General features: G+C 58.0%; 20 protein-coding genes. 10 read left to right on the top strand and 10 right to left on the bottom strand.

The window, feature by feature from the left end:
* Positions 1 to 15 precede the first annotated feature (15 nt).
* Positions 16 to 2,334 carry a CDC48 family AAA ATPase gene (locus AC0V6Q_RS12685; RefSeq protein ID WP_486168739.1) on the bottom strand — a complete coding sequence of 773 codons (2,319 nt, stop codon included), beginning with the start codon at positions 2,332 to 2,334 and terminating at the stop codon, positions 16 to 18.
* A 609-nt stretch (positions 2,335 to 2,943) separates the two neighbouring features.
* Between AC0V6Q_RS12685 and AC0V6Q_RS12680 the strand changes: the two genes are divergently transcribed.
* From AC0V6Q_RS12680 to AC0V6Q_RS12650, 7 genes are all read left to right on the top strand, one after another.
* Positions 2,944 to 3,666, top strand: coding sequence for a CoA transferase subunit A (locus AC0V6Q_RS12680; protein WP_486168738.1), 723 nt, complete (start codon positions 2,944 to 2,946; stop codon positions 3,664 to 3,666).
* A 12-nt stretch (positions 3,667 to 3,678) separates the two neighbouring features.
* The gene (locus AC0V6Q_RS12675) at positions 3,679 to 4,827 is read left to right on the top strand and encodes a hypothetical protein (protein WP_486168737.1); all 1,149 of its coding nucleotides are present in this window, start codon (positions 3,679 to 3,681) and stop codon (positions 4,825 to 4,827) included.
* Between the two features lie 17 nt (positions 4,828 to 4,844).
* Positions 4,845 to 5,510 (top strand): CoA transferase subunit B, encoded by a 666-nt coding sequence (locus tag AC0V6Q_RS12670; RefSeq protein WP_486168736.1) that lies wholly within the window; start codon positions 4,845 to 4,847, stop codon positions 5,508 to 5,510.
* Positions 5,511 to 5,524: 14 nt separating this feature from the next.
* On the top strand, positions 5,525 to 6,688 hold the full coding sequence (locus AC0V6Q_RS12665; RefSeq protein ID WP_486168735.1) for a CaiB/BaiF CoA transferase family protein: 1,164 nt from the start codon (positions 5,525 to 5,527) through the stop codon (positions 6,686 to 6,688).
* 78 nt (positions 6,689 to 6,766) lie between these two features.
* Positions 6,767 to 7,312: a GbsR/MarR family transcriptional regulator gene (locus tag AC0V6Q_RS12660; RefSeq protein WP_486168734.1), complete on the top strand. Its 546-nt coding sequence runs from the start codon at positions 6,767 to 6,769 to the stop codon at positions 7,310 to 7,312.
* 24 nt (positions 7,313 to 7,336) lie between these two features.
* Positions 7,337 to 7,858 (top strand): hypothetical protein, encoded by a 522-nt coding sequence (locus tag AC0V6Q_RS12655; RefSeq protein WP_486168733.1) that lies wholly within the window; start codon positions 7,337 to 7,339, stop codon positions 7,856 to 7,858.
* 31 nt (positions 7,859 to 7,889) lie between these two features.
* On the top strand, positions 7,890 to 8,282 hold the full coding sequence (locus AC0V6Q_RS12650; RefSeq protein ID WP_486168732.1) for a hypothetical protein: 393 nt from the start codon (positions 7,890 to 7,892) through the stop codon (positions 8,280 to 8,282).
* 22 nt (positions 8,283 to 8,304) lie between these two features.
* On the opposite strand, the gene AC0V6Q_RS12645 is transcribed toward AC0V6Q_RS12650, so the two are convergent.
* From AC0V6Q_RS12645 to hisS, 8 genes are all read right to left on the bottom strand, one after another.
* On the bottom strand, positions 8,305 to 9,399 hold the full coding sequence (locus tag AC0V6Q_RS12645; protein ID WP_486168731.1) for a hypothetical protein: 1,095 nt from the start codon (positions 9,397 to 9,399) through the stop codon (positions 8,305 to 8,307).
* A gap of 116 nt (positions 9,400 to 9,515) precedes the next feature.
* The gene (locus AC0V6Q_RS12640) at positions 9,516 to 10,733 is read right to left on the bottom strand and encodes a DUF418 domain-containing protein (protein WP_486168730.1); all 1,218 of its coding nucleotides are present in this window, start codon (positions 10,731 to 10,733) and stop codon (positions 9,516 to 9,518) included.
* Positions 10,734 to 10,748: 15 nt separating this feature from the next.
* Positions 10,749 to 11,999, bottom strand: a complete 1,251-nt coding sequence (gene metK, locus AC0V6Q_RS12635) for a methionine adenosyltransferase (RefSeq protein WP_486168729.1) — start codon at positions 11,997 to 11,999, stop codon at positions 10,749 to 10,751.
* Positions 12,000 to 12,091: 92 nt separating this feature from the next.
* Positions 12,092 to 13,789, bottom strand: coding sequence for an apolipoprotein N-acyltransferase (lnt, locus tag AC0V6Q_RS12630; protein WP_486168728.1), 1,698 nt, complete (start codon positions 13,787 to 13,789; stop codon positions 12,092 to 12,094).
* A 50-nt stretch (positions 13,790 to 13,839) separates the two neighbouring features.
* Positions 13,840 to 14,502, bottom strand: coding sequence for a DUF4167 domain-containing protein (locus AC0V6Q_RS12625; RefSeq protein ID WP_486168727.1), 663 nt, complete (start codon positions 14,500 to 14,502; stop codon positions 13,840 to 13,842).
* Positions 14,503 to 14,759: 257 nt separating this feature from the next.
* Positions 14,760 to 15,584 (bottom strand): peptide chain release factor N(5)-glutamine methyltransferase, encoded by an 825-nt coding sequence (gene prmC / locus AC0V6Q_RS12620; RefSeq protein WP_486168726.1) that lies wholly within the window; start codon positions 15,582 to 15,584, stop codon positions 14,760 to 14,762.
* Positions 15,581 to 16,648: a peptide chain release factor 1 gene (gene prfA, locus AC0V6Q_RS12615; RefSeq protein ID WP_486168725.1), complete on the bottom strand. Its 1,068-nt coding sequence runs from the start codon at positions 16,646 to 16,648 to the stop codon at positions 15,581 to 15,583. Before prfA ends, prmC begins: the two co-directional genes overlap by 4 nt.
* A gap of 11 nt (positions 16,649 to 16,659) precedes the next feature.
* Entirely contained in the window at positions 16,660 to 18,024 is a 1,365-nt protein-coding gene (gene hisS, locus AC0V6Q_RS12610; protein ID WP_486168724.1) for a histidine--tRNA ligase, read from the bottom strand.
* A 139-nt stretch (positions 18,025 to 18,163) separates the two neighbouring features.
* Here hisS and ppa point away from each other — a divergent pair, with 139 nt between their 5' ends.
* Complete coding sequence (ppa, locus tag AC0V6Q_RS12605) at positions 18,164 to 18,691, top strand: inorganic diphosphatase (RefSeq protein WP_486168723.1); 528 nt, start codon at positions 18,164 to 18,166, stop codon at positions 18,689 to 18,691.
* Between the two features lie 31 nt (positions 18,692 to 18,722).
* Here the strand turns inward: ppa and AC0V6Q_RS12600 are convergent, their stop codons facing one another.
* Entirely contained in the window at positions 18,723 to 19,100 is a 378-nt protein-coding gene (locus AC0V6Q_RS12600) for a hypothetical protein (RefSeq protein WP_486168722.1), read from the bottom strand.
* 245 nt (positions 19,101 to 19,345) lie between these two features.
* Between AC0V6Q_RS12600 and lptB the strand changes: the two genes are divergently transcribed.
* Both lptB and rpoN read left to right on the top strand, forming a co-directional pair.
* Positions 19,346 to 20,158: an LPS export ABC transporter ATP-binding protein gene (gene lptB, locus AC0V6Q_RS12595; RefSeq protein WP_486168721.1), complete on the top strand. Its 813-nt coding sequence runs from the start codon at positions 19,346 to 19,348 to the stop codon at positions 20,156 to 20,158.
* Between the two features lie 11 nt (positions 20,159 to 20,169).
* Positions 20,170 to 21,678 carry an RNA polymerase factor sigma-54 gene (rpoN, locus tag AC0V6Q_RS12590; RefSeq protein WP_486168720.1) on the top strand — a complete coding sequence of 503 codons (1,509 nt, stop codon included), beginning with the start codon at positions 20,170 to 20,172 and terminating at the stop codon, positions 21,676 to 21,678.
* The last annotated feature ends 309 nt before the right edge of the window (positions 21,679 to 21,987 follow it).

The following is a 21,987-nucleotide window of genomic DNA, read 5'->3' as shown; positions in this document are numbered from 1 at the left end:
AAGCGCGCCACTGACCTAGTCGTGCTTTTCGGCCCGCGTCGCTTCGAGATGTTCGGGCGCGAAGAAACCGATCGGATTTGCCTCGACCGCGCGCTTCTTCAGCTCGCCTCGCATGGCGCGATATTCGGCTTCCATTCGCGGCGTGACCGTTGCCCGGCTGTCCTCAAGAGCATTGTCGAAGTCCTGCATTTCAACCGCAGACACATCGCCGCCCATCCGTCGAAGTGCGCTAAGGCCAGCGCGCCGGACAACATCTTCGAGGTCGGCTCCGGTGAAGCGTTCGGTCTTGGCCGCGACTTCATCCAGATCAACATTGCTCGAAAGCGGCATGTTCTCTGTGTGAATGCCTAAGATATGACGGCGACCCTCCAGATCAGGTGTGCCGACATAGACAAGCTCGTCGAAGCGGCCCGGGCGAAGGAGGGCCGGGTCCATCAAGGTGGGACGGTTGGTCGCACCGATGACAATTACCGATTGCAGCTCTTCAAGCCCGTCCATTTCGGCCAGAACCGTGTTCACCACGCGGCCTGTCACCTGCGGCTCGCCCTGTCCGCTGCCACGTGCAGGAACAAGGCTGTCGATCTCGTCGATAAAGACCACACAGGGCGCAACCGCGCGGGCACGTGCGAAGAGTTTGGCGATCTGCTGTTCGCTCTCACCATACCATTTGCTGAGCAAGTCAGAGCTTTTGAGCGAAATGAAGTTGGCGTCGGCCTCTTTAGCGACTGCTTTCGCCAGCAAGGTCTTGCCGGTGCCGGGAGGTCCATAAAGAAGGAAGCCCTTGGCCGGACGAATACCCAGACGGCGGAAACCTTCGGCATTCTTCAGGGGCAGCTCAATGCCTTCTTTGAGCTTGTCGATTGCATCGCCAACCCCGCCGATATCGTCCCAGCCGACATTGGGCATTTGCACCATGACTTCGCGCATGGCGGAAGGTTGCACGCGCTTAAGAGCGCTTTGGAAGTCATCGCGCGTCACGCATAATTCTTCGAGCACCTCTGGCGGGATTTCGCGGGCATCCAGATCAAGCTTGGGCATGATCCGGCGCACGGCATCAATCGCCGCCTCGCGGGCGAGGGCTGCAATATCGGCCCCGACAAACCCGTGGGTCATGCGGGCAAGCTCGTTCAGATCAACGCCTTCCTCGAGCGGCATGCCGCGGGTGTGGATGGCAAGGATTTCACGGCGACCCGTTTGATCGGGAACCCCGACAACAATCTCTCGGTCAAAACGGCCCGGACGGCGCAACGCTTCATCAATTGCATCGGGACGATTGGTCGCCGCAATCACCACAACGTTCGCGCGTGCCTCCAAGCCATCCATGAGGGTGAGCATCTGGGCGACCAGTCGTTTTTCCGCTTCGCCCGGGACCTGTGTCCGCTTGGGCGCGATGGAATCGATCTCGTCGATGAAGATAATGGCAGGCGATGCCCTTGCGGCTTCTTCGAACACTTCGCGAAGACGCTTTTCGCTCTCGCCATATCCAGAGCCCATGATTTCAGGGCCATTGATGATGAAAAACTCGGCGTCGCTTTCGCTGGCGACCGCCTGCGCAAGGCGGGTCTTGCCGGTTCCCGGAGGACCATGCAGCAACACTCCCTTTGGCGGATCAACGCCAAGCCGCGTAAACAATTCCGGATAGCGAAGCGGCAGTTCGACCATCTCGCGCAGCGCTGTGATGGTGTCCTCCATGCCGCCGACATCGTCATAGTTGACGGTGCCCCGGGCATCGCGCGGCTCTTCATATTCGGTGCGCAGCTCAACCTCGGTGTTCTCGTCTATGTGGACGATGCCCTTTGGACTGGTTGAGTGCACCGACAGGCGAATTTGTGTGAGCGCGTAAGCTGGCGCGCGCAGCAGCTGGCGCACGTCTGATGGCATGTTCTGCACCGGCTGTTGGCCAGTGGTCGCCACAAGGTCGCCTGCGACCAGCGGTTTTTTGAAAAAGTTGCGTTTCAGCGCCTGTGTCGGCCCCTGCAAACGCATCTCTCGCTGGGCCGGGGCAAAGACTACACGTGTCGCAGGGCGCGATTCGCCGACATGGATATCGACATGCTCACCCGACCCTGCCTCCGCGTTGCCGCGCTGAAGCCCGTCAAGGCGAATGACATCAAGTGTCTCATCCTCCTGATAGGCGGGCAGCGCGATTGCCGCAGTCGAGCGCTTGCCCTCGATTTCGACCACATCGCCTTCAGTAATGCCGAGCTTCTGGAACGCGGAGCGGGGCATTCTTGCCACGCCCTGCCCCGACTCTTCCTGACGGGCCGGTGCCACCTGGAGCCGAAGAGTGCGGCTAGGAGTGTCGGCTGTGTCGGCTGAGTTGGCGTCTGCCATGGCTGCGGTCCTTTGGCTGAATGATGCGATCAATTCGGTGATCTATTTGAACGGTCACAAGTAGCTAGGATGCAGTAGTGGCGATTGCAAATGACACTTTGCCAGCATGGCTAAGCAGATGCACGGGTTGGGAAGAAACTTTCGCGCTGCCCGGCAGCTTGCTGCGCCCCTAGACCTGCACTCATGGACTCCAGACAAAAAAAGCCCGGCACGAAGGCCGGGCTTGATAGTTTGGGAGAGGATGCCTGATAGGCATGGATGTTGTTTGCCGACAGCGGTGAAATTGTGCAAGTGCGAAAGCCGCATTCTTTAATGCATAAAATGCATCAAACTTGCTGGAACCATCCCAATTTATGCCGTTTCGCGCAAATTCTAGAGCCTTAATATTAGGCTTTTGCCTATTTCTTAGGCAGTTTTGCAGCAGGATATGCTCGGAACCGCATTCTACCATGCGTGCTCTCTAACCCGTGACATCACGGGTACATGGGACTAATCAGGGTTTTGTGACAACTTAAGGTCCGATCATGTACTGATGCGCCTCAGATCGAGCGCGCGCTCGGGTTTGAAAGGGCCTTTTCCCGATGGAAATGGAACGGACCGGCTTTTTCTATGTCAAAAATTTATCCGAACGCTGTTGCTGCACTGGAAGGCGTGATTGCCAATGACCTGCTGGTTGCCGCTGGCGGTTTTGGCCTTTGCGGCATCCCAGAACGTCTGTTGGACGCGATCAAACAAAGCGGCGTGACCGGCCTCACCTTTGCTAGCAACAATGCCGGCATCGACAACGAAGGCATCGGCAAGCTGCTGCGCACGCGCCAGGTAAAAAAGATGATCTCTTCCTATGTCGGCGAGAACAAAGAGTTCGAGCGGCAATTCCTGTCAGGCGAGCTTGAGGTTGAGTTTTGCCCTCAAGGCACATTGGCCGAAAGAATGCGTGCAGGCGGCGCCGGTATCCCCGGCTTCTACACGAAGACGGGCGTGGGCACTCAGGTTGCCGAGGGCAAGGAGCACAAGGAATTCCCGGATCAGGACGGCATCATATCGACCTACATTCTCGAGCGCGGGATTTTTGCCGATTTGTCGATCGTAAAGGCGTGGAAGGCCGATGAGACAGGCAATCTGATTTTTCGCAAGACAGCGCGCAATTTCAACCAGCCGGCCGCGACGTGTGGCAAGGTCTGTATCGCCGAGGTCGAGGAGATCGTCCCGGCGGGAGCCTTGGAAGCGGACGAAATCCACCTGCCGGGCGTCTTCGTCAACCGGATGGTCCTGGGCGCGCCGTACGACAAGAAAATCGAATTCCGCACGGTTCGCACACGCGAAGACGCGTAAGGGGAAGCGTATATGTCAAAAGATCTGCGAAACACGCGTCTGAGCAAGCTTGCGACAACCGCTTTTGTCTTGGGCTCCGGCTTGGCGTTGCAAGGATGCGTCGCGGCTGCTTTTCCAATTGCCGCCGGTGGATTGCTTGGAGAGCGCTCAATCTCGAGGGGCAACAGCGATGCGCAGCGGCCCGAACCTGTCGTGCAAGTGGCGACATCGGACGGGACAAGCGCAGTCGTCAATTCTGATCTTATGCCGGTCAACGAAGAGCCCGAGAATGCTTTGCCTCCCGCCGCTTCCACAAGCGCCGATTTCAACGCGGCTTTTTCCGACAATGCGGCGGTGGGCGCCCAGTCGACGCAAACTCCAACTGTTGTGGCTTCTGTGGCCTCTGAAACATCCGCTCCAGCACCGGCCCCCATCGATAGGCCCACAAACAGGGTGGTTCGGCCTTTGCCAACGCCGGTGCCATCTGCGCGTGAGCCCCTCACCGCCCCAATAGCCGGGCCAGGACCGAGTCCGGGAGCCGAACCAATCGCTGCGCGCGTTTCAACTCCGGCTACCGCCCCTCTAACTACTCCAGCTGAGCAGCCAGCTCTCACATCAAGTTCACCGCTGAACTCGCTTTCGGGGGTCAATCAGTTCCTCTCTTACGCCAATCAGCGCCAGATCGGTGCAGGCGACGAAGCAGAGGCCGCGATGCTCAGTAACAGGGTCACGCTTGAACCTGTAAAAGCGCAATGCGGCGGTGTGTCGCCCACTGTCCTGATCGATCTTGATCCGGTAGGCGGGCTGTTTGATTCCACCACAGCCTCTCGTCCGCCATCAGGCCTCGCGCGAGGGCTGGCACAATTGCGTGAAAGCGGCGTCAATGTCGCATGGATTTCAGGCAACGGGATCGACAAGCTTGATGCGATCAAGCGGGCGCTGACTTACAGCGGACTTGATCTTGCAAACGAGGACCGCGTCCTGCTTGTTCGCGGCCCCGATGATCGCAAACAAACCCTTCGCGAAGAGCTGTCTCAAATCAGCTGTCTGGTTGCGATTGCGGGCGATACGCGTTCCGATTTTGACGAGCTTTACGACTATCTGAAGAACCCTTCGGATGCGAACTCTCTCGAACCCCTTATTGGCGATGGATGGTTCCTCATCCCGCAACCCCTGCTCTAACCGAAAAAGGCAAAACTATGAGTGATGAGGTGAAAGGCTGGAGCCGCGACCAAATGGCAGCGCGCGCGGCGCAAGAGCTCAAGGACGGATATTACGTCAATCTCGGGATTGGCATCCCGACGCTTGTTGCCAACCACATTCCGGGAGGAATGCTGGTCACGCTGCAAAGCGAGAACGGTATGCTGGGTATCGGGCCCTTTCCTTTCGAGGGCGAGGAAGATCCCGACCTCATCAATGCAGGCAAGCAAACGATCAGCGAGCTGCCGCACAGCGCATATTTTGACAGCGCCACGAGCTTCTCGATGATCCGCGGCGGTCATATTGACCTGACCGTGCTTGGCGCGATGGAAGTTGCCGAAAACGGCGATATCGCGAACTGGATGATCCCGGGCAAAATGATCAAGGGCATGGGCGGCGCGATGGACCTTGTTGCCGGCGTCAAAAAGATCATCGTGGTCATGGATCACACTGCGAAAGACGGCGGTCCGAAGCTCATCCCTTCGTGCACCTTGCCTCTGACCGGCGCGAATGTCGTTGATATGGTCATCACCAATCTCGGCGTATTCCATCGCCCGTCCAAAGATGCACCCTTCCGCCTGATAGAGCTCGCTCCTGGCGTCACCGAAGAAGACATCGCCGCCTCGACGACAGCCGCTTATGAAGTGGCGCTGGAAGCCGCATAAACGGCGCAACTCTTATGTGGCTCGATAGCCCCCGAAACCCAAACGCTCCGCTTGCCGGGCTCAAAGTGCTCGAATTTGCGCGCGTGCTTGCGGGGCCGTGGGCGGGTCAGATATTGGCGGACCTTGGCGCAGATGTGATCAAGATTGAGAGCCCCGAAGGCGACGGTACACGGCAGTGGGGCCCGCCATGGGTCGAGCGCGTGGGGGCCGACGGCACAGTCCACAAAGAGGCTGCGTATTACCATGCCTGCAACAGGGGCAAGCGCAGCGTGGTCGCCGATTTTGGAAAGGCGCAAGACCTCGAACGGGTTCGCGATCTGGCAAGTGAAGCCGATGTCCTCATCGAGAATTTCAAAACTGGCGGCCTTGCAAAATTCGGGCTTGATTACGCATCGTTGAAGACCGCACATCCGGCGCTGGTCTATTGCTCTATCACCGGCTTTGGGCAAACCGGCCCACGCGCACACGAGGCGGGGTATGATTTTGTCATTCAGGGCATGAGCGGCTTTATGTCGGTCACGGGCGAACCGGGCAGCGTTCCTGTCAAAATGGGCGTTTCGATCAGCGATCTGACGACAGGCATTTATGCGGCCAACGCAATTCAGGCCGCGCTGATCCAGCGGGGCAGAACTGGCAAGGGCCAGCATGTCGATATGAGCCTTCTGGATTGCTCGGTCGCGCTGCTCGCAAATCAGGCGACCTATCACCTCACCACAGGCGAAAACCCGCCGAGGATGGGCAATGCGCATGCGCAGGTCGCGCCATACGGTGTCTTCCCGGTAAGTGACGGGCATGTCATTTTGGCGCCTGCCAATGATCGGCTTTTTGCAAAGCTGACCACGGTTCTTGATCGGCAAGATCTCGGGGCTGACCCGCGATTTTCCAGCAATGGTGGAAGGGTCGAAAACGCAGAGGCGCTCGATACCGAGATCGCCAAGGCAACATCCAACTGGACCAAGAAGGGCCTGATCGAGGCCTGCAATGCCGGGGGCGTTCCAGCGGGCCCGATCAACAAACTTGATGAGGTATTCGCCGATCCCCAAGTGCTGGCGCGCGGTATGCGGGTGGACCTTGGCGGAATGCCGGGTGTGCGCAGCCCGTTCACATTCTCGGATGCTGAACTGGCGCTCGACCGGCCCTCCCCAATACTGGGCGAAGACACACCCGATCCCTCCTGAAACACACCTCAAACGACAAGTCCCTTGCCTTATTCCTGGATTTCTGTAATTACAGAAATAACGAAAGCGAGGCGAGTCGTGAGCAAGTTGCTCGATATTCCGGAAGCCAGGTCCTTCATCCTGCATTGGGGTGAAATGGGCACCGAATGGGGCGTCAATCGCTCTGTCGCTCAGGTCCACGCCTTGCTCTATCTGAGCAATCGTCCTCTTCACGCAGAGGAGATTTGCGAAGCTCTTGGCCTTGCCCGGTCCAACGTGTCCAACGGGCTTAAAGAGCTGCAATCCTACGCCATCGTACGCCGCGTCCACGTCGAAGCAGACCGGCGCGATCACTTCGTCGCGGAAACCGATTTGTGGGATATGCTGATGAAGATCGCGGCCGAGCGTAAGCGGCGCGAAATGGACCCAACAATCCAGCTTATGGGCGAGCTTGCCGAAAGCCTTGAGGGGCGCAACGATGTGCCTGCCCATGTGCGCGAACGGATCGGGCGGATGCACGAATTTATCGGCACGCTGACGGGATGGTACGCCGATGTGCGCGACCTTCCCAAGCCCACCCTTGTCCGATTGATGAAGCTGGGGCGCGGCATTGCGCGCTTTCTACCCGGCAAATCGAACGACTGATTTCCTGACTTAAAGGAGGCCCATATGAACTACGCAAAGTCACACACAGGTATTTCTGATATTACAGAAAAATCAGAATTTGCAGGAATCGCACATTTTGCTGCATCGCTGGGCTTGGGCGTTCTTACTGGAACGCTCGTCCTTGCCGCGGGGCTCTTGATTGGCGCTGGTTTCGACGTTGACGCTGGGCAAGTGTTCACCGGCATCATCCTTATCGGTGCATTTGTCGGCTTCTTCACCATTGCTGCCATGCTCGTAATCGGCCTGCCCCTTACCCTCGTTCTGCGCGTTCTCGGGATGGAGAAGGCCGTCACTTATGCAGCAATCGGTGCGCTCGCGGGGTTCCTGATCATTGCCGTGCTCTTCGGCATTCACGAAGAGGATGCGCAAATGCTCTGGTTCCCGCTTTCCGGAGCTCTGGCGGGATGCGCCTGCGCTTTTCGCTGGGGTCGGTGGCGCGAGCAAATAACCAGCCAAAGCGAGGCATCGGCCCCGCCTGCCCCCGCTTCCAAACACGACAACCCGATCCATGATCTGATTTTCTAGACGGCCAGCTCAATTTGAAAGGAGCAAAATGATGTACGCCCTTATTTCCTATGTCATCTATCTAGGCGCCAGTATTGGCCTCACCGTCTGGGTGGCGCGGACCTTGTCCAAGAACGGCTTTGTTTTCCTGACCGAGTGTTTTGGCCATGACCGCATGCTTGCCGCATCCACCAACCATTTGCTGGTCGTCGGCTTTTACCTCGTGAACCTTGGATGGATCTTGTTGACCTTGCGGTTCGGAACCCCGCCCGAAAGCGCGATAGACGCGATCCAGTTCCTGTCTAGCAAAGTGGGAATTGTGGTTGTCGCCCTTGGCGCAATGCACTTCTTCAATATGAATGCGATTGCCAAATTCGGGCGCAAAGTGGGCCATTGGTTCCGGGAGGAACAATGGGCAGCAAAGGCTGCTGAGCCCGAAGCCTGATCAGGCTCCAAACAGGGCGTCCTCAGTTTTCGAGGGCGCCCGATTGGATGTTGATCGACGTATCATCGCCCCAGGTCGACACACTGCTGACGGTGCGGTTTGCATTCACAACTTCCAGCACACGGCGCAAAGACGGCAGACGGTTTTGAGGAGCATAATTGATCCTGCGGTTGTCTGTGATAAGCGTGATGGAATAATTGGGTTTAGAATTTGGGCGCTCGCTCTGGAGGATTTGTCCAGCCGTATCGGGTCCCACCCAAATTCCCTTACCACTGTCGCTGAGCGCCAAAAGATAGGCATCGGCCGCGCCATCCGCACGGTAAGCGACTTGGACGGGGCCTAAGGATGAATCCCGGCACCAAACCTTAGCAGGTTCAGGAATGTTTGCCACTTCGCCGCCGTCTTCCTGCGTGCGTTCGCGCGACATCATCCCCCCCAGCAAGGCCCCCAGAAGGGCAGAACCCGCATCAGGTTTTGCGTCTCTTGCCTTTTTAAACCTCAACTTCTCTTCGCAATCCACCACGGCTATCGCAGGTGATTGCGCAGCCTTTGCCTCTGGCGGGCTCAGCTCGCGAAACGCGGCATCTATCAATCCGCCCAGCTCTTCCGGGTTTTTGGTCGAAGACGACACGCGCATCTTCACCAGCCACCCATCGATCGAAAACAGCACAACCGCAGTGCTGAGCGCAGTACGGCTATTGGGCGTGGCATAGATGGCGCGCAGACCCTGCCACTCTTCCGCTCCTGGCCAACCATACTGCTCCACGCCGAAAGCCAGTTCGGGCTTGGCGTAAATATCGCGTATTTCTATTCCGGTTTGTGCCTGGCGAAACCAGACCGGAACAGCGCCATTGGTATGGCGATAGATATATAGCGAGATTTCTTCTGACCCATCCGAGCCGGGAAAAGAAAACCCGATGTTGAGGAAATCCGGCGCAAATTCGGTCGCCCGCCCGCGTGGTAAGCCGCCCAGTGTATCGGGAACCACAATGCCGCTGTGGGGATGCTCCCAAGGTGCGCCCACCTCAAGTTCAATTGGGGCCTGAGCACTGGCAGGCGCCAAAGGCAGGGTCAAAAGACCTGTGAAAAGCAAACCTGCAAGAATACTTGAACGCATACTACATCCCCTGTCTACATCCGCGGTGTTCAACCTGGATTAGTCTTGCAGCACGGGACGAGAGTTCAAAGCAGTATTTTTGTAGGCGTGTGAAGAATTTACGAAAGCGTTGAGCGTCAACTCAACAACCGTGATCCGCCACGCCATAACCGCTCGAACGGCCCTTGTCCGAAATGCCGCACCCAGATCGGTGACCAGATCAACATGGCGGCTATCGGCACAAAGCTGATTGCGATGCATTGTGTTCTGGAGACCTCTCCGAAAAGTCCAAGGCCCCAGCTAGCGAAGATCGCGCCAAGGATCACCGAAGTCATCAGATAGTTGGTGAGCGACAAGCGCCCCGCCGCCGCCAGTCGTGTGCGCAAGGCTGCGTCCTTTCGGAAAAAAGCCATCGCCAAAGCCGCATAAGCGAGCCCCAATGCGGTATCGAAAGGCGCAGACAAAACGAGGCCCACCATCCCGACAACACTTGCCGGAAAGCCATTATCTGACACCCACCACGCAAGGCCAAGCAAGGCGGGAATGGCGAAAAGAGCGCTGATCGCAGCGCAGCGTTGGAGCAGGAAGAGCCGCCATTTGCCTTGCAAAAACCCGTTCTTCCAAAGCCCCATCCCCAATGCCATCGCGGCCAGATTGACAGGTATCGCGCTCCCGATCACGGTCAGTTGAGAGCCAAAGCCTTCGAGCCTTTCTGTGATACGGTCGCCCCAGGACAGGCGCCCCTGGTCAAGCATATATTGGACCGAGGCGGGATTGGAGCCGAAGACGCGTTCGGCAAAAAGCGCAGCATCGCTTCCCTCTCGGCCCTGAAAGAAGTGGAGCACGCTCACACCCAATGCGACAAGCCCGCCGCCGACATGGACCGCGATAAGGCCGATGCAGATCGCGAAAAGAGCCCTTGAACCAAGCGCGGCCAGCAATGGCAATGCACAGCCGGCCACAGCGTAAACCCGCAGCACATCGTTGCTTGCAAAAAACACCGAGTGGGCCGCGCCAATCACAAAAAGAACCGCCATTCGCGCAAAGTGCGCACGCCATGGCCTCTCGCCGCCCCGCTCCAAAAGGATGAGGCAGCCAGCTCCGAAAAGCATGGCGAAAAGGGTGCGGAATTTGTCTTCGACAAAGACAAAGCTGACCGCCCAGATGATGCGATCAAGGCGTGTGGCCTCACCTAGTCCCGGCCCCCAGACGGTGGGGTTGTAATAACCTTGAGCAGGAAGCGCGAAGGCATAGACGTTCATCAAGACAATGCCGATCACGGCAAGCCCGCGCAGAGCATCAAGCTCCGCAATGCGGTGCTTGATCGCGGCGTTATCAGGGGCAGGCGTCTCCATCAGCGACGCCATAGCTTATCTGTTAAGCGCTGCCTTCAAGTCTTCGACCAAATCCGTGCGCTCCCACGGGAAACGGTCACCTTCAGCCGTGCGGCCGAAGTGGCCATAGGCCGCGCTGATCCGGTAGATCGGCTTGTTAAGGCCCAAATGCGTGCGAATGGCGCGCGGGGTCAGGCCGCCAAGCTTTCCGATTGCGTGGATCGCTTCCTCAAGGCTTGCATCGGTCACGCCCTCGGCGGCGGTCCCGTGCGTATCGACATAAAGCGACAATGGCTCGGAGACGCCAATCGCATAGGCAATCTGGATCGTGCAGCGGGTGGCCAATCCAGCGGCGACCACGTTCTTGGCAAGGTAGCGGGTGATGTAAGCCGCGCTGCGATCCACCTTCGTCGGATCTTTGCCGCTAAACGCGCCGCCACCGTGCGGAGCCGCACCGCCGTAGGTATCAACGATGATCTTGCGTCCCGTCAGTCCTGCATCACCGTCAGGGCCGCCAATGACAAAGCTGCCTGTAGGGTTGATGTGCCACTGCGTTTCATCGGACAGGAAGCCATCGGGCAGGACCGCGGTTACCACGCCTTTGACATAGTCCTTAAGCTCGGCCTCTTTCGCACCTTCGTCATAGCCAGCTGCGTGCTGGGTGCTGACGACCACGGCCGTGCAGCCAACAGGGCGCCCGTTTTCATAGCGCAGCGTCACCTGGCTTTTCGCGTCAGGCTCCAGGAAAGGCGCGGCGCCGGAGTGGCGGTCCTTGGCCAGTTGTTCGAGGATTTTGTGACTGTAATCGAGCGTTGCCGGCATAAGGTCAGGCGTCTCGTCACAGGCAAACCCGAACATAATGCCCTGATCACCTGCGCCCTCATCCTTGTTTGATCCTTCTGCCCCTGCATCAACGCCTTGCGCGATGTGAGCGGACTGTCCGTGAAGGTGGTTTTCAAAGCTAAGCGTCTTCCAGTGAAAACCGTCTTGCTCATAGCCGATGTCGCGCACTGTCTGGCGAACGGCCTTTTCGATCTCTTCCTTGGCGCCCGGAGCCCAGCCACCATTGACCGCCCACTCATCATTGTTTTCGTCATACATCGGAGCGCAGCGGATCTCGCCTGAAAGGATGACGCGCTGGGTGGTGGTCATGGTCTCGCAAGCAACGCGCGCTTCGGGATCTTTGGCCAGCATCAAGTCGACGATAGCATCCGAAATCTGGTCAGAGACTTTGTCGGGGTGGCCTTCGGAAACGCTTTCAGACGTAAAGAGATAGTCGCTTCGCATGGTATTGAGTGGCCTCCCGAGCCTTGATTTGTGATGCGCGCTGGGGCGCTAAAGCAGATATAAGGAAGTCTTTATGTCTGCTTTGCCAAGACCTAGCTGCGTGGTTGTCGCAGTGCAAGTAATCTTGGTAGGCCCAGCCCCAAAAGAGCGAGCAATCCCGCCCACATCAGCGGTAGAGCATTACCAAGCTTTGAAAATAGGGTCGGGGCAGCAGCCGCCGGGATTTTACCGTGGAGCGCGCCAGCCTCGCCAGATGGGACGTGCTGAACCACATTGCCTTTTGCATCAATCACCGCGCTGATGCCGGTGGTTGTGGAGCGTAACACAGGCAACCCTTCTTCGATTGCTCGCATCCGCGCCTGCGCCAGATGTTGGGGCGGACCCCAGGTGCCGAACCAACCGTCGTTGGACGGATTGAACAGATAATCAGGCCGATTATCCCGGTCGACCACCTGGCCCGAAAACACGATCTCATAGCAGATCTGGATGCCCGCTTTGCCGTGCTCACCAAGGTCCAGTGTCTGCGGACCAGGACCGGGGATATAGGGGATAGTGCCAGAGGTCAGGCGCGACAGGCCAATCGCGCCAAGGATCTGTTCCATTGGCAAATACTCGCCATAAGGCACCAGATGCGCCTTGGCATAGTGATCGGTAATATCGCCTTCGCCATTCATTGCGACGACGGAATTGCGGGCTGAAAGGGCGCGGGGAATGCCGTCGGACCCCTCCCCGATATTGAGATTGACTACACCTGCTAGCAGTGTCGATTGCGGGCCGATCACCACGCCGATGCGGCGCCTTGCGAAATCGGGATCAGCGCCCGCTGTCATGCGGGTGTAGTATCGCTGCGGATAGCCGTCCTCGAGGTAGTCGGGCACCGCGCTTTCAGGCCAAAGGACAAGCCGCGATTGGTCCGCGTTTTTGGCGGTGAGACGAGCGATGCGCTGGAACTGCTCCTCAAATTTGGAGCCGTCGTTAAGCTCATCTTGTGGGATGAGAGGCTGGACCAGGGTATAGTCGACCGACTTTTCGTGAGGCCCAAAGTCGTATGATAAATAGCTGGTTTTGGCATTGTAGCCTGACGCCTCGGCGACCCAACTCGGGCTTAAGCCCATAAGAATAGCAACCGATCCACCGACAAGGACGCCTAATACCCACCGCCGGGCTCTAAAAAGCCCGAGCAGACATACGGCAGTTAGAACAGCCGCACCGGATAGGCCGTATGTCCCAATCCATGGGAGCACAAAGGCCATGCCTGGCCAATCCCAGCCGCCCAGCAGCATCAGCCCCAAGGGCGGCCAAGGATATCCCGTAAAAACCCAGCTTCTCAGCCACTCGGTCACAATCCATGCGCTTGCGAGCACCGCTCCAAACGCCAAAGCCTCTCTCCGCCGCGCCAGCAAATGCGCTGCCAACGCCGCAAGTGCCGGATATACCGCGAGGTAGATACACAAAAGCGGCACAGCCACCCAGCCGAGCGCCTCCGGCATATCAGATTGGAAAGTGAAGGCGGTCGCGATCCAGTTGTTGGCGAGCGTCAAATGCGCCCAGCCAAAGGTCCAGCCGCGCCAGAAAGCGCTCTTCCAATTCGGGCTTGTGCGCAAATGGGCAATCCACAGCGCGAGCGCTGGCAAGGCCACCCACCAGCCGTGCACTGGCGGATATCCAAGAGCGACAATCAGTCCCAGAATGCCGGATGTAAACCCGGGCCAGCGCTGCGCAAATTGCGTCACGCGGCTCCAGTAGGAACCGAGCTTATTCCGAGATGTGCTAAGCGCTTCATCCGCCATAGTGCCCGAGCTCTTATCGATTGTACCGCTCTTGGCTCAGGGCCTTTGGATCAACCAGCGACCTCAAGGTCATCGGCATCGCCCGATCCTAAGCCCGCACCAATTGCAGGAGGAAGGGCGGCTGCATCGATTTCAGAGCTTTCCGCAGCGTCATCGACAGACCTTGGCTTGCGCGAACGACGACGCGGTTTGTCTTCGGAGTTTTCATCGCGCTTGTCGTCGCGCTTTTCATCTCTGGGCTTGCGAGCGCGGCGCTTTGGTTTTGGGTTCTCTTCGTCGGCATCGGCTGGCTCGCCTTCGGAACCGGCTTCGCCCTCAGCGGACTGCTCCATCTCTTCCTGGTTGTCGCCTTCCTGAGCATCCCGGCGGCTGCGGCCACGGCGGTTGTTCCGGCGGCGGCCATCGCCATCATCCTCATCGCCATCATCACTGTTGCCACCGCGATCTTCATTGCGCTTGGCCCGGGCTTCGTCCTGACGCGCCTTGTTGTCGGCGATCACACGAAAGTAGTGGTCTGCGAACTGGAGGTAATATTCAGCCTGAACCCGATCGCCATTGTGCTGTGCGTCTTGAGCAAGCTTTTTGTACTTGTCGAGCAGCTGGGGAGCGTTGCCCCGCGCACGGCTATCGATGCGGTTCTGGTTATTGCCGCCGCCCTGGTTGTTGCGGTTACCGCGACCGCGGCGGCGATTGTTATTGCGATTGTTATTCAAGGAAAATCTTCCTGTTAACGAGCCTCAGCGTCCTTCAACAGATCGGCGCCTTATTGCCCATAGACCTTTCGTCTTTGCGCCGCACATGCAGCGCGCTCGCACTCTACGTTGCCTGACCTATGGGTTTGCCCCCGTAAAAGGCCGTTCAACATGGAATAAGGAGCTTGGTTCAGCGTTTCGCGCATATCGCAAAGCGGTGTTCCGACTCGATAGCTAGCGAGCCTTATTGCTTTTGCCAAGCCCTGATGACTTTTTCGTCAACGAAGGATCAGTGCACGCGCTCTTCCCGCAAGGTCTTTGCGCAAATGAACTTCGAAACCGTTTTCTTTGGCGATCCCGGTCACGGCCTCGGCCTGTGTTGCTCCGATTTCAAGAATGGTCACCCCGCCATCGCTCATCAACAAGCGCAATCGCGGGATCAGCGCGCGATAGTCATCAAGCCCTTCTCGCCCGGAAAAAAGAGCGGTTGTTGGCTCAAAATCTCTAACGTCCTGGCGAAGCTTGGCGCCCTCTTCGACATAAGGCGGATTTGACAGGATTAGATCAAACATGCCCAGCCCGTCGGACCAATGCTCCTTTGTCCAGTCACGCAAAAGAAACTGCGCCTGATGTTCGTCAACGCCAAGGCTTCGTGCATTGCTTTGAGCAATTTTCAAAGCAGCCGCAGAGCAATCCGTGGCGATCCCGCTCGTCCCCTCAAGCTCCAGCAATGCCGTGACAAGGAGCGCCCCCGAGCCCGTTCCCAGATCGAGCACCCGCTTGGCATCAGGCGCAATCTCGATTGCGACATCGATCAGGGTCTCTGTATCGCCGCGCGGGATCAAAGTGTCGGGCGAGACTGCAAAAGGCCTGCCGTAGAATTCTTGAACACCTGTAACGTAGGCCACAGGTTCATGCGCCGCTCGCCGTGCAATCAGGGCATCGAATGCATCTGGCGCTGCGTCTTGCATATGCCGCAAAAGCATGTCCGAACGCGTCACACACAGCGCATGGGCCATCAGCAATTCTGCATCGAGGCGGGCTGTATCACTGGTGGCCTCGAGCTGCGCGCTGGCTGCCCGAATGGCATCGGCAATCTTCATTCGGCAAGCGTCGCCAAACGCTTGGCCTCGTCCTCTGCGATAAGGGCGCTGACGAGTTCATCGAGACCCGTTCCGGCAAGCACCTCTTCAAGCTTGTGCAGCGTCAGCCCAATCCGGTGATCGGTCACGCGGCCTTGCGGGAAATTATAGGTGCGGATGCGCTCCGAGCGGTCACCCGACCCCACCATCGCCTTGCGCGCTTCGGCTTCGGCTCCCTGCGCTTCATCGCGGGTCTTTTCATAGAGACGCGCCCGAAGCACCTGCATCGCTTTTTCTTTGTTCTTGTGCTGGCTGCGGCCGTCCTGACACGTCACCACAAGGCCGGTCGGCTCGTGAGTTATGCGGATCGCTGAATCAGTGGTGTTGACGTGCTGACCGCCTGCACCGCTTGCCCGGTAAGTATCGATTTTGAGATCGCCGGGATCAATCTGCACATCCACTTCATCGGGTTCGGGCAGCACCGCGACAGTCGCAGCGGAGGTGTGAATGCGCCCGCCGCTTTCGGTGACCGGCACGCGCTGGACCCGGTGGACGCCGCTTTCAAACTTGAGCTTTGCAAAGACGCCTTGTCCGGTGATGTTGGCAACGATTTCCTTAAACCCGCCGACTTCGGATGCGCTCATGCTGACGGGCTCAACGCGCCAACCCTGCTCGCTCGCAAACTTTTCGTACATGCGGAAAAGGTCACCTGCGAACAGTGCCGCCTCATCCCCGCCCGTACCGGCGCGGATTTCGAGCATGGCGGGCTTACTATCCGCGCGGTCGCGGGGGAGCAGAGCAATCGCGAGCGCACGCTCTTTGTCCGGCAATGCCTCACGGATGGCGGCCAGCTCTTCCTCCGCCATCGCCTTCATTTCCGGATCGGCGAGCATCTCTTCGAGGCCCACCATTTCCTCGCGCATGGCGGTGACTTCGGCGGCGATTTTGGCGACAGGCTCAAGCTCCGCATAATCGCGCGAGGCCTGAACAAATTCATCACCTTCAAGGGTGCCAGACGCCATGCGCGCTTCAAGCTCGGCAAAGCGGTTGGCGATTTGGTCAAGGCGTTGGGCTGGGATAGTCATGGGACTCACGTTCAGTCTTCGATCCCAAACGAGGACGGATCGTCTTCATAGTCAGCAATTAGGTCATCAAAATCGTCGATGTGCTCAGGTTGATCGACATCTTGCCCGTTTTGAAGAGCCGAAACCAACAAAGGGGCCATCGTCAAAGATGCGAGCTGTTGCTCACCCGTTTTCAGATTCTTGAACTGAACTTGACCACATGCCACTTCGTCCTCGCCGATGATGATCGCCGCAAGAGCACCGGAATCGTTCGCGCGGGACATGCGCTTTTTCACTTTGCCGGAAGCAAAGATCTCGCTTGGCAAGCCTTCGTGCCTCAGAGCGCTGAGGCTGCGGATCGCCAGCTCCATCGCCTCATCGCCAAGCGGAATGACCGCTGCGACGACAGGTGGCTCAGCACGTTCCCCCACCAACATCGCCAGCCGCTCAATTCCAGCCGCCCAGCCAACCGCAGGGGTCGAAGGACCACCAAGGCTCTCCATCAAGCCGTCGTAGCGCCCGCCGCCAAGGACGGTCGATTGCGAACCAAGAGCATCAGCCGCCGCCGAGCCCTCATCCGGGATAAACTCAAAGGCGGTGTGACGGTAATAATCGAGGCCACGCACAAGGCTTTCCGCCCGCTTCCATTTGACGCCCGCCGCATCAAGGCCGCTGGTGACGCTCTCGAAGAACGCCAGCGCCTCGTCGGACAGATACGCATCAATCTTGGGCGCATCGGCCACGAAGGCTTGATCGCGCGGGTCTTTGCTGTCGAGGATGCGCAAGGGATTCTTGTGAAGGCGGTCTTGGCTATCCTCGGATAGCTCGCCCTCAACCGCGCTAAAATACTCGATCAACCCGGCGCGCCAAGCATCGCGGCTTTCCGCATCGCCGAGCGTGTTGAGGTGCAGCGTTACGCCCTCGATCCCCAACTCTTTCAAAAGCTGATCGGCCATCGCTAGCAATTCGACATCGGCTTGAGGCTCGCCTGCGCCCAAAATCTCGGCATCAATCTGGTGGAACTGGCGATAGCGGCCTTTTTGCGGGCGCTCATAACGGAACAGGGGGCCGTGGGTTGCAAGCTTTAACGGTGCGTGCTGTTGCCAGCCATTGGTGAGGTATGCGCGCGCAATCCCGGCGGTAAATTCCGGGCGCAAGGTCAGCGATGTCTCGCTGCGGTCCTCGAACGAATACATCTCTTTTGAAACGACATCGGTCGTCTCACCGATCGCGCGGCTGAAAACTTCGGTCCTTTCAAAAACCGGCATTTCTGCCCGGCGAAACCGGTATAATTTACGCACACGCTCGAACGTCTCAACCACAAAGGCGAAGGTTTCTGCGTCGGGTCCGAAAATGTCCTGCGTGCCGCGAATGGCTTTTGGCGTGTTCTTGCTCATGGTGTCCTGATTTCTTTGGGCTGCGATTACGACTAAGGAAGGGCTTTCGCAATCCCAAGAAGGCCGCTAGGGGCGCAGCGCAAACCTTTTGGGAGAAGGTTTCGAATTTTAGACCAGACAGGAAAGTCAGGAACCTCAAATGCGTATCGACAAGATCCCGACCGGCGACAACCCGCCCGAAAGCCTCAATGTCATCATCGAAGTGCCTACTGGCGGCGAACCGGTCAAATATGAGTTCGACAAGGAAAGCGGCGCGCTTTTCATCGACCGAATCCTGCACACGCCTATGCGTTACCCTGCCAATTACGGTTTTGTTCCGCACACTTTGTCACCCGATGGCGACCCGCTCGATGCGCTCGTGATTGCCCGCTCACCGTTTATTCCAGGCTGCGTTGTAAAAGCGCGCCCGATTGGTGTGCTGAACCTCGAAGATGAGCACGGCGGCGACGAAAAGCTGATCTGCGTGCCGGTCAACACGACTTTCCCGTATTATTCAGATGTGGGCGAGACCAAGGATTTGCCGTCAATTATCCTGCAACAGATCGAGCACTTTTTCACCCACTACAAAGATCTCGAAGCAGAGAAATGGGTTCGGATCGGCAAATGGGGCGACGCAGACGAAGCGCGCCAGATTGTTTTGGAAGCGATCGAGCGGGCCAAGAACTAGGCCCGCTACTCTTGCATATTGGCCGCGCCGTTTAGGTGATCGCAAAGATCGCTTTGCAAATACCGGTCAGCACAAGCGGCAGGCCGATTGCAAGAACCCACAACATCACCGTGTCACGGCGAAATGCACCGGCGTATGACGGATCGGTCGCATCCTCGTCTGACATGCTTGTCCAGCGGCGCTCAAACCAGCGGCACGCAGGAATGATGGCGGCAACCAGGATGACCAGAGCCACGTAAGGCAAAAGCGAGGATGTTCCGCCGCTCAATGCCTTTACTGTCATGAAAATCTGAAGGCCGGTGTATACCAGCAAAGCGTATGCGACATGGTCGCTCATGGACTTGCGCCAATCGCGCGGCTTGGCGGCCGGTTGCTCGGCTGCCTCTTGGCTGTTCAACAGCTCGTTCATAGTTGCGTTCCCCAACGACTTTCTCTCTCTCGCTCTTGAGTATCTCAAACGTAGGGCAATGTTGCAAGGTCAGTAACCAAAATGAAATAATTGTCCCGCGCGCCTCGTTTCAGGGGCAAAACCCTCGGAAATTAGAGGGTTTTCCGGGGAATCCGGGTTTGGCAATCCTTCGTTAAGCAAAAATCTTGCCAAAACGTGACCTCTGACCCTTCCCTGTGAAAACAAGGGTGCTACATGAGAATCATATGAGCGACACTACGACCCTTGATGACGCGGCAAGCGCTCCCGATGATGGACCAGGCGCTGCAGGAGCCGACGCCACTGCCCCCATGCCCGATGGCGGGCTTGAGGTCATTTCCATCGCGAAAAGCTATGACAAGCGCGCTGTCCTGACAGACATTTCGCTAACCGTCGCCAAGGGCGAGGTGCTTGGGCTGCTTGGCCCCAATGGCGCGGGCAAGACAACCTGCTTTTATTCGATAATGGGTCTGGTGAAGCCGGATTCAGGCCGCATCCTGATGGATGGCGAAGATGTGACCAATTTGCCGATGTACCGGCGCGCGATCCTTGGCCTTGGATATCTGCCACAGGAAACCAGCATCTTTCGCGGCATGACGGTCGAGCAAAACATCAATTGCGTGCTCGAAATGGTCGAGCCGGACGCGGCGACGCGCGCGCAGGAATTGGAGCGTCTGCTCGAAGAATTTGGCCTCACCCGCCTTCGCGAAAGCCCTGCCATGGCGCTTTCCGGTGGTGAGCGGCGCCGGTGCGAGATTGCCCGCGCATTGGCTGCCAAACCCTCGATCATGCTTTTGGACGAACCTTTTGCAGGGATCGACCCGCTTTCGATCAGCGATATTCGTGACCTTGTCAAAGACCTGAAACGGCGCGGCATCGGCGTTCTGATAACCGATCACAACGTGCGCGAGACCCTCGACATCGTGGACCGGGCCTGCATCATTTATGGCGGCCAAGTTCTCTTTGCCGGAACCCCGCAAGCGCTCGTCGCGGATGAAAATGTGAAACGCCTTTACCTGGGAGAGAGCTTTACGCTCTAACGACCCAGCGCATGGCTTTAGGCCCCCGCCTCGACTTACGCCAATCGCAACAGCTGGTAATGACGCCTCAGCTGCAGCAGGCGATCAAGCTTCTGGCGGCATCCAATCTCGAGATCGAGACCTTCATCGGCGACGCGTTGGATAGCAATCCGCTGCTGGATACAGGTTCGGTCGCGGCTGACAATGAAGGTCCAGCCGGGGAACCGGACGACATTCCGCGCGAGGAGTTTACCGCCGACCAATTGATGGGTCAGGTGCAAGGCGAAAGCGAAGCGCCGCTGGATATAGATGTAAGCGCGATCGACCGCGACCGGGATACAGGCGAGGCCAACATCGGTGCCGGTGGGCCTTCAGATGCAGAATGGGGCTCGGCTGGAGGCGGCGGCGGGATCGACGATCTTCCCGGCATAGAAGCGACAAAGGCAGCAGAGCTCACTCTGGCCGAACACCTTGATGCCCAGATCGGGGGTATTGCCACAAATCCCCGCGAGGAATTTGTCGCGCGCCATATTGCCGGACTTCTGGACGATGCGGGCTATCTCACAGCTTCCTTGCGCGATGTGGCCTTTGATCTGGGGGTCGAGATGGACTGCGCGGAAGATGCACTTGAAGTCGTGCAGATGTGCGACCCCACTGGCATCGGCGCGCGTGACTTGGGCGAGTGCCTTGCATTGCAAGCCAAGGACGCAGACCGCTATGACCCGGCGATGGCGACGATGCTCGCCAATCTGGAGCTATTGGGTAAGGGCGAAGTCGCGCGGCTCAAGCGTTTGTGCAAAGTCGATGATGAAGACTTCGCCGATATGATGAGCGAAATCCGGCAATATGACCCCAAACCCGGCCTCGTCTTTGCCTCGTCCACCAGCGAGGCGGTGGTGCCCGATGTTTTGCTGGCAACAAAGGACGATGGCGGCTGGGACATCACTCTTAACGAAGAGACATTGCCGCGCCTGATCGTTAACCGCGACTATTATGTAGAGCTTGGCGGCGAGAGCAAAACTGTCGACGCCGAAACACAAGGCTGGCTGAAGGAAAAGCTCGCCGATGCGCATTGGTTGATCCGCGCGCTGGATCAGCGGCAGAAGACGATCCTCAAAACCGCCGCTGAAATCGTGAAGCAACAGGACGGCTTCTTCCGCCGCGGAGTGTCTGAACTGCGCCCGCTAACTTTACGCGAAGTGGCCGAGCAGATCGACATGCACGAGAGCACGGTCAGCCGCGTGACCAGCAACAAGTACCTCTGGTGCGAGCGCGGGACGTTTGAGCTCAAATACTTCTTTACCAGCGGCGTTTCGTCCTCGGACGGCGAAGGCGCGTCCTCCGAAGCGATCAAGGCGCGCATCAAGGCGCTGACCGATGCAGAGGACCCCAAAAAGGTGCTGTCGGATCAGAAACTCGCCGACCTCCTCAATGAAGAAGGCTTTGGCCTCGCCCGGCGAACGGTTGCCAAATACCGTGAAGCGATTGGCGTGGGCTCGAGTGCCGAGAGGCGGCGGGCGAAGAAGCTGGCGGGGCTTTGAGAATATCAGCAACTCATGCAAACCCAGTTTGTCCGCTTGCGACCCAGAGGCAGTTAACAATCCTCTATCTTGGCGACGGCTCGATAACATGAATGGTCGACGCGAAGGCATCATGGATATCCTCGTCGACCCTCACCAGCCCGGCATTCTCAAGAGTTCGCAACGCTCGCAATGCATCGCTTTGAACCGAATTTGTTATGAGGTGTAACTCACGCCGATGGGTTTTGATGCCAGCTCTCTGGCGGCTGCGCAGGATTTCAAGGAGGCTCCTCGCGTCGTCACAGCTCAATCCCGCAACCCGCAACGCCA

Source organism: Erythrobacter sp. S227, from assembly GCF_057364925.1.
The sequence above is the reverse complement of the archived record's forward strand: the minus strand, read 5'-3'. Positions and strand labels throughout refer to the sequence as shown.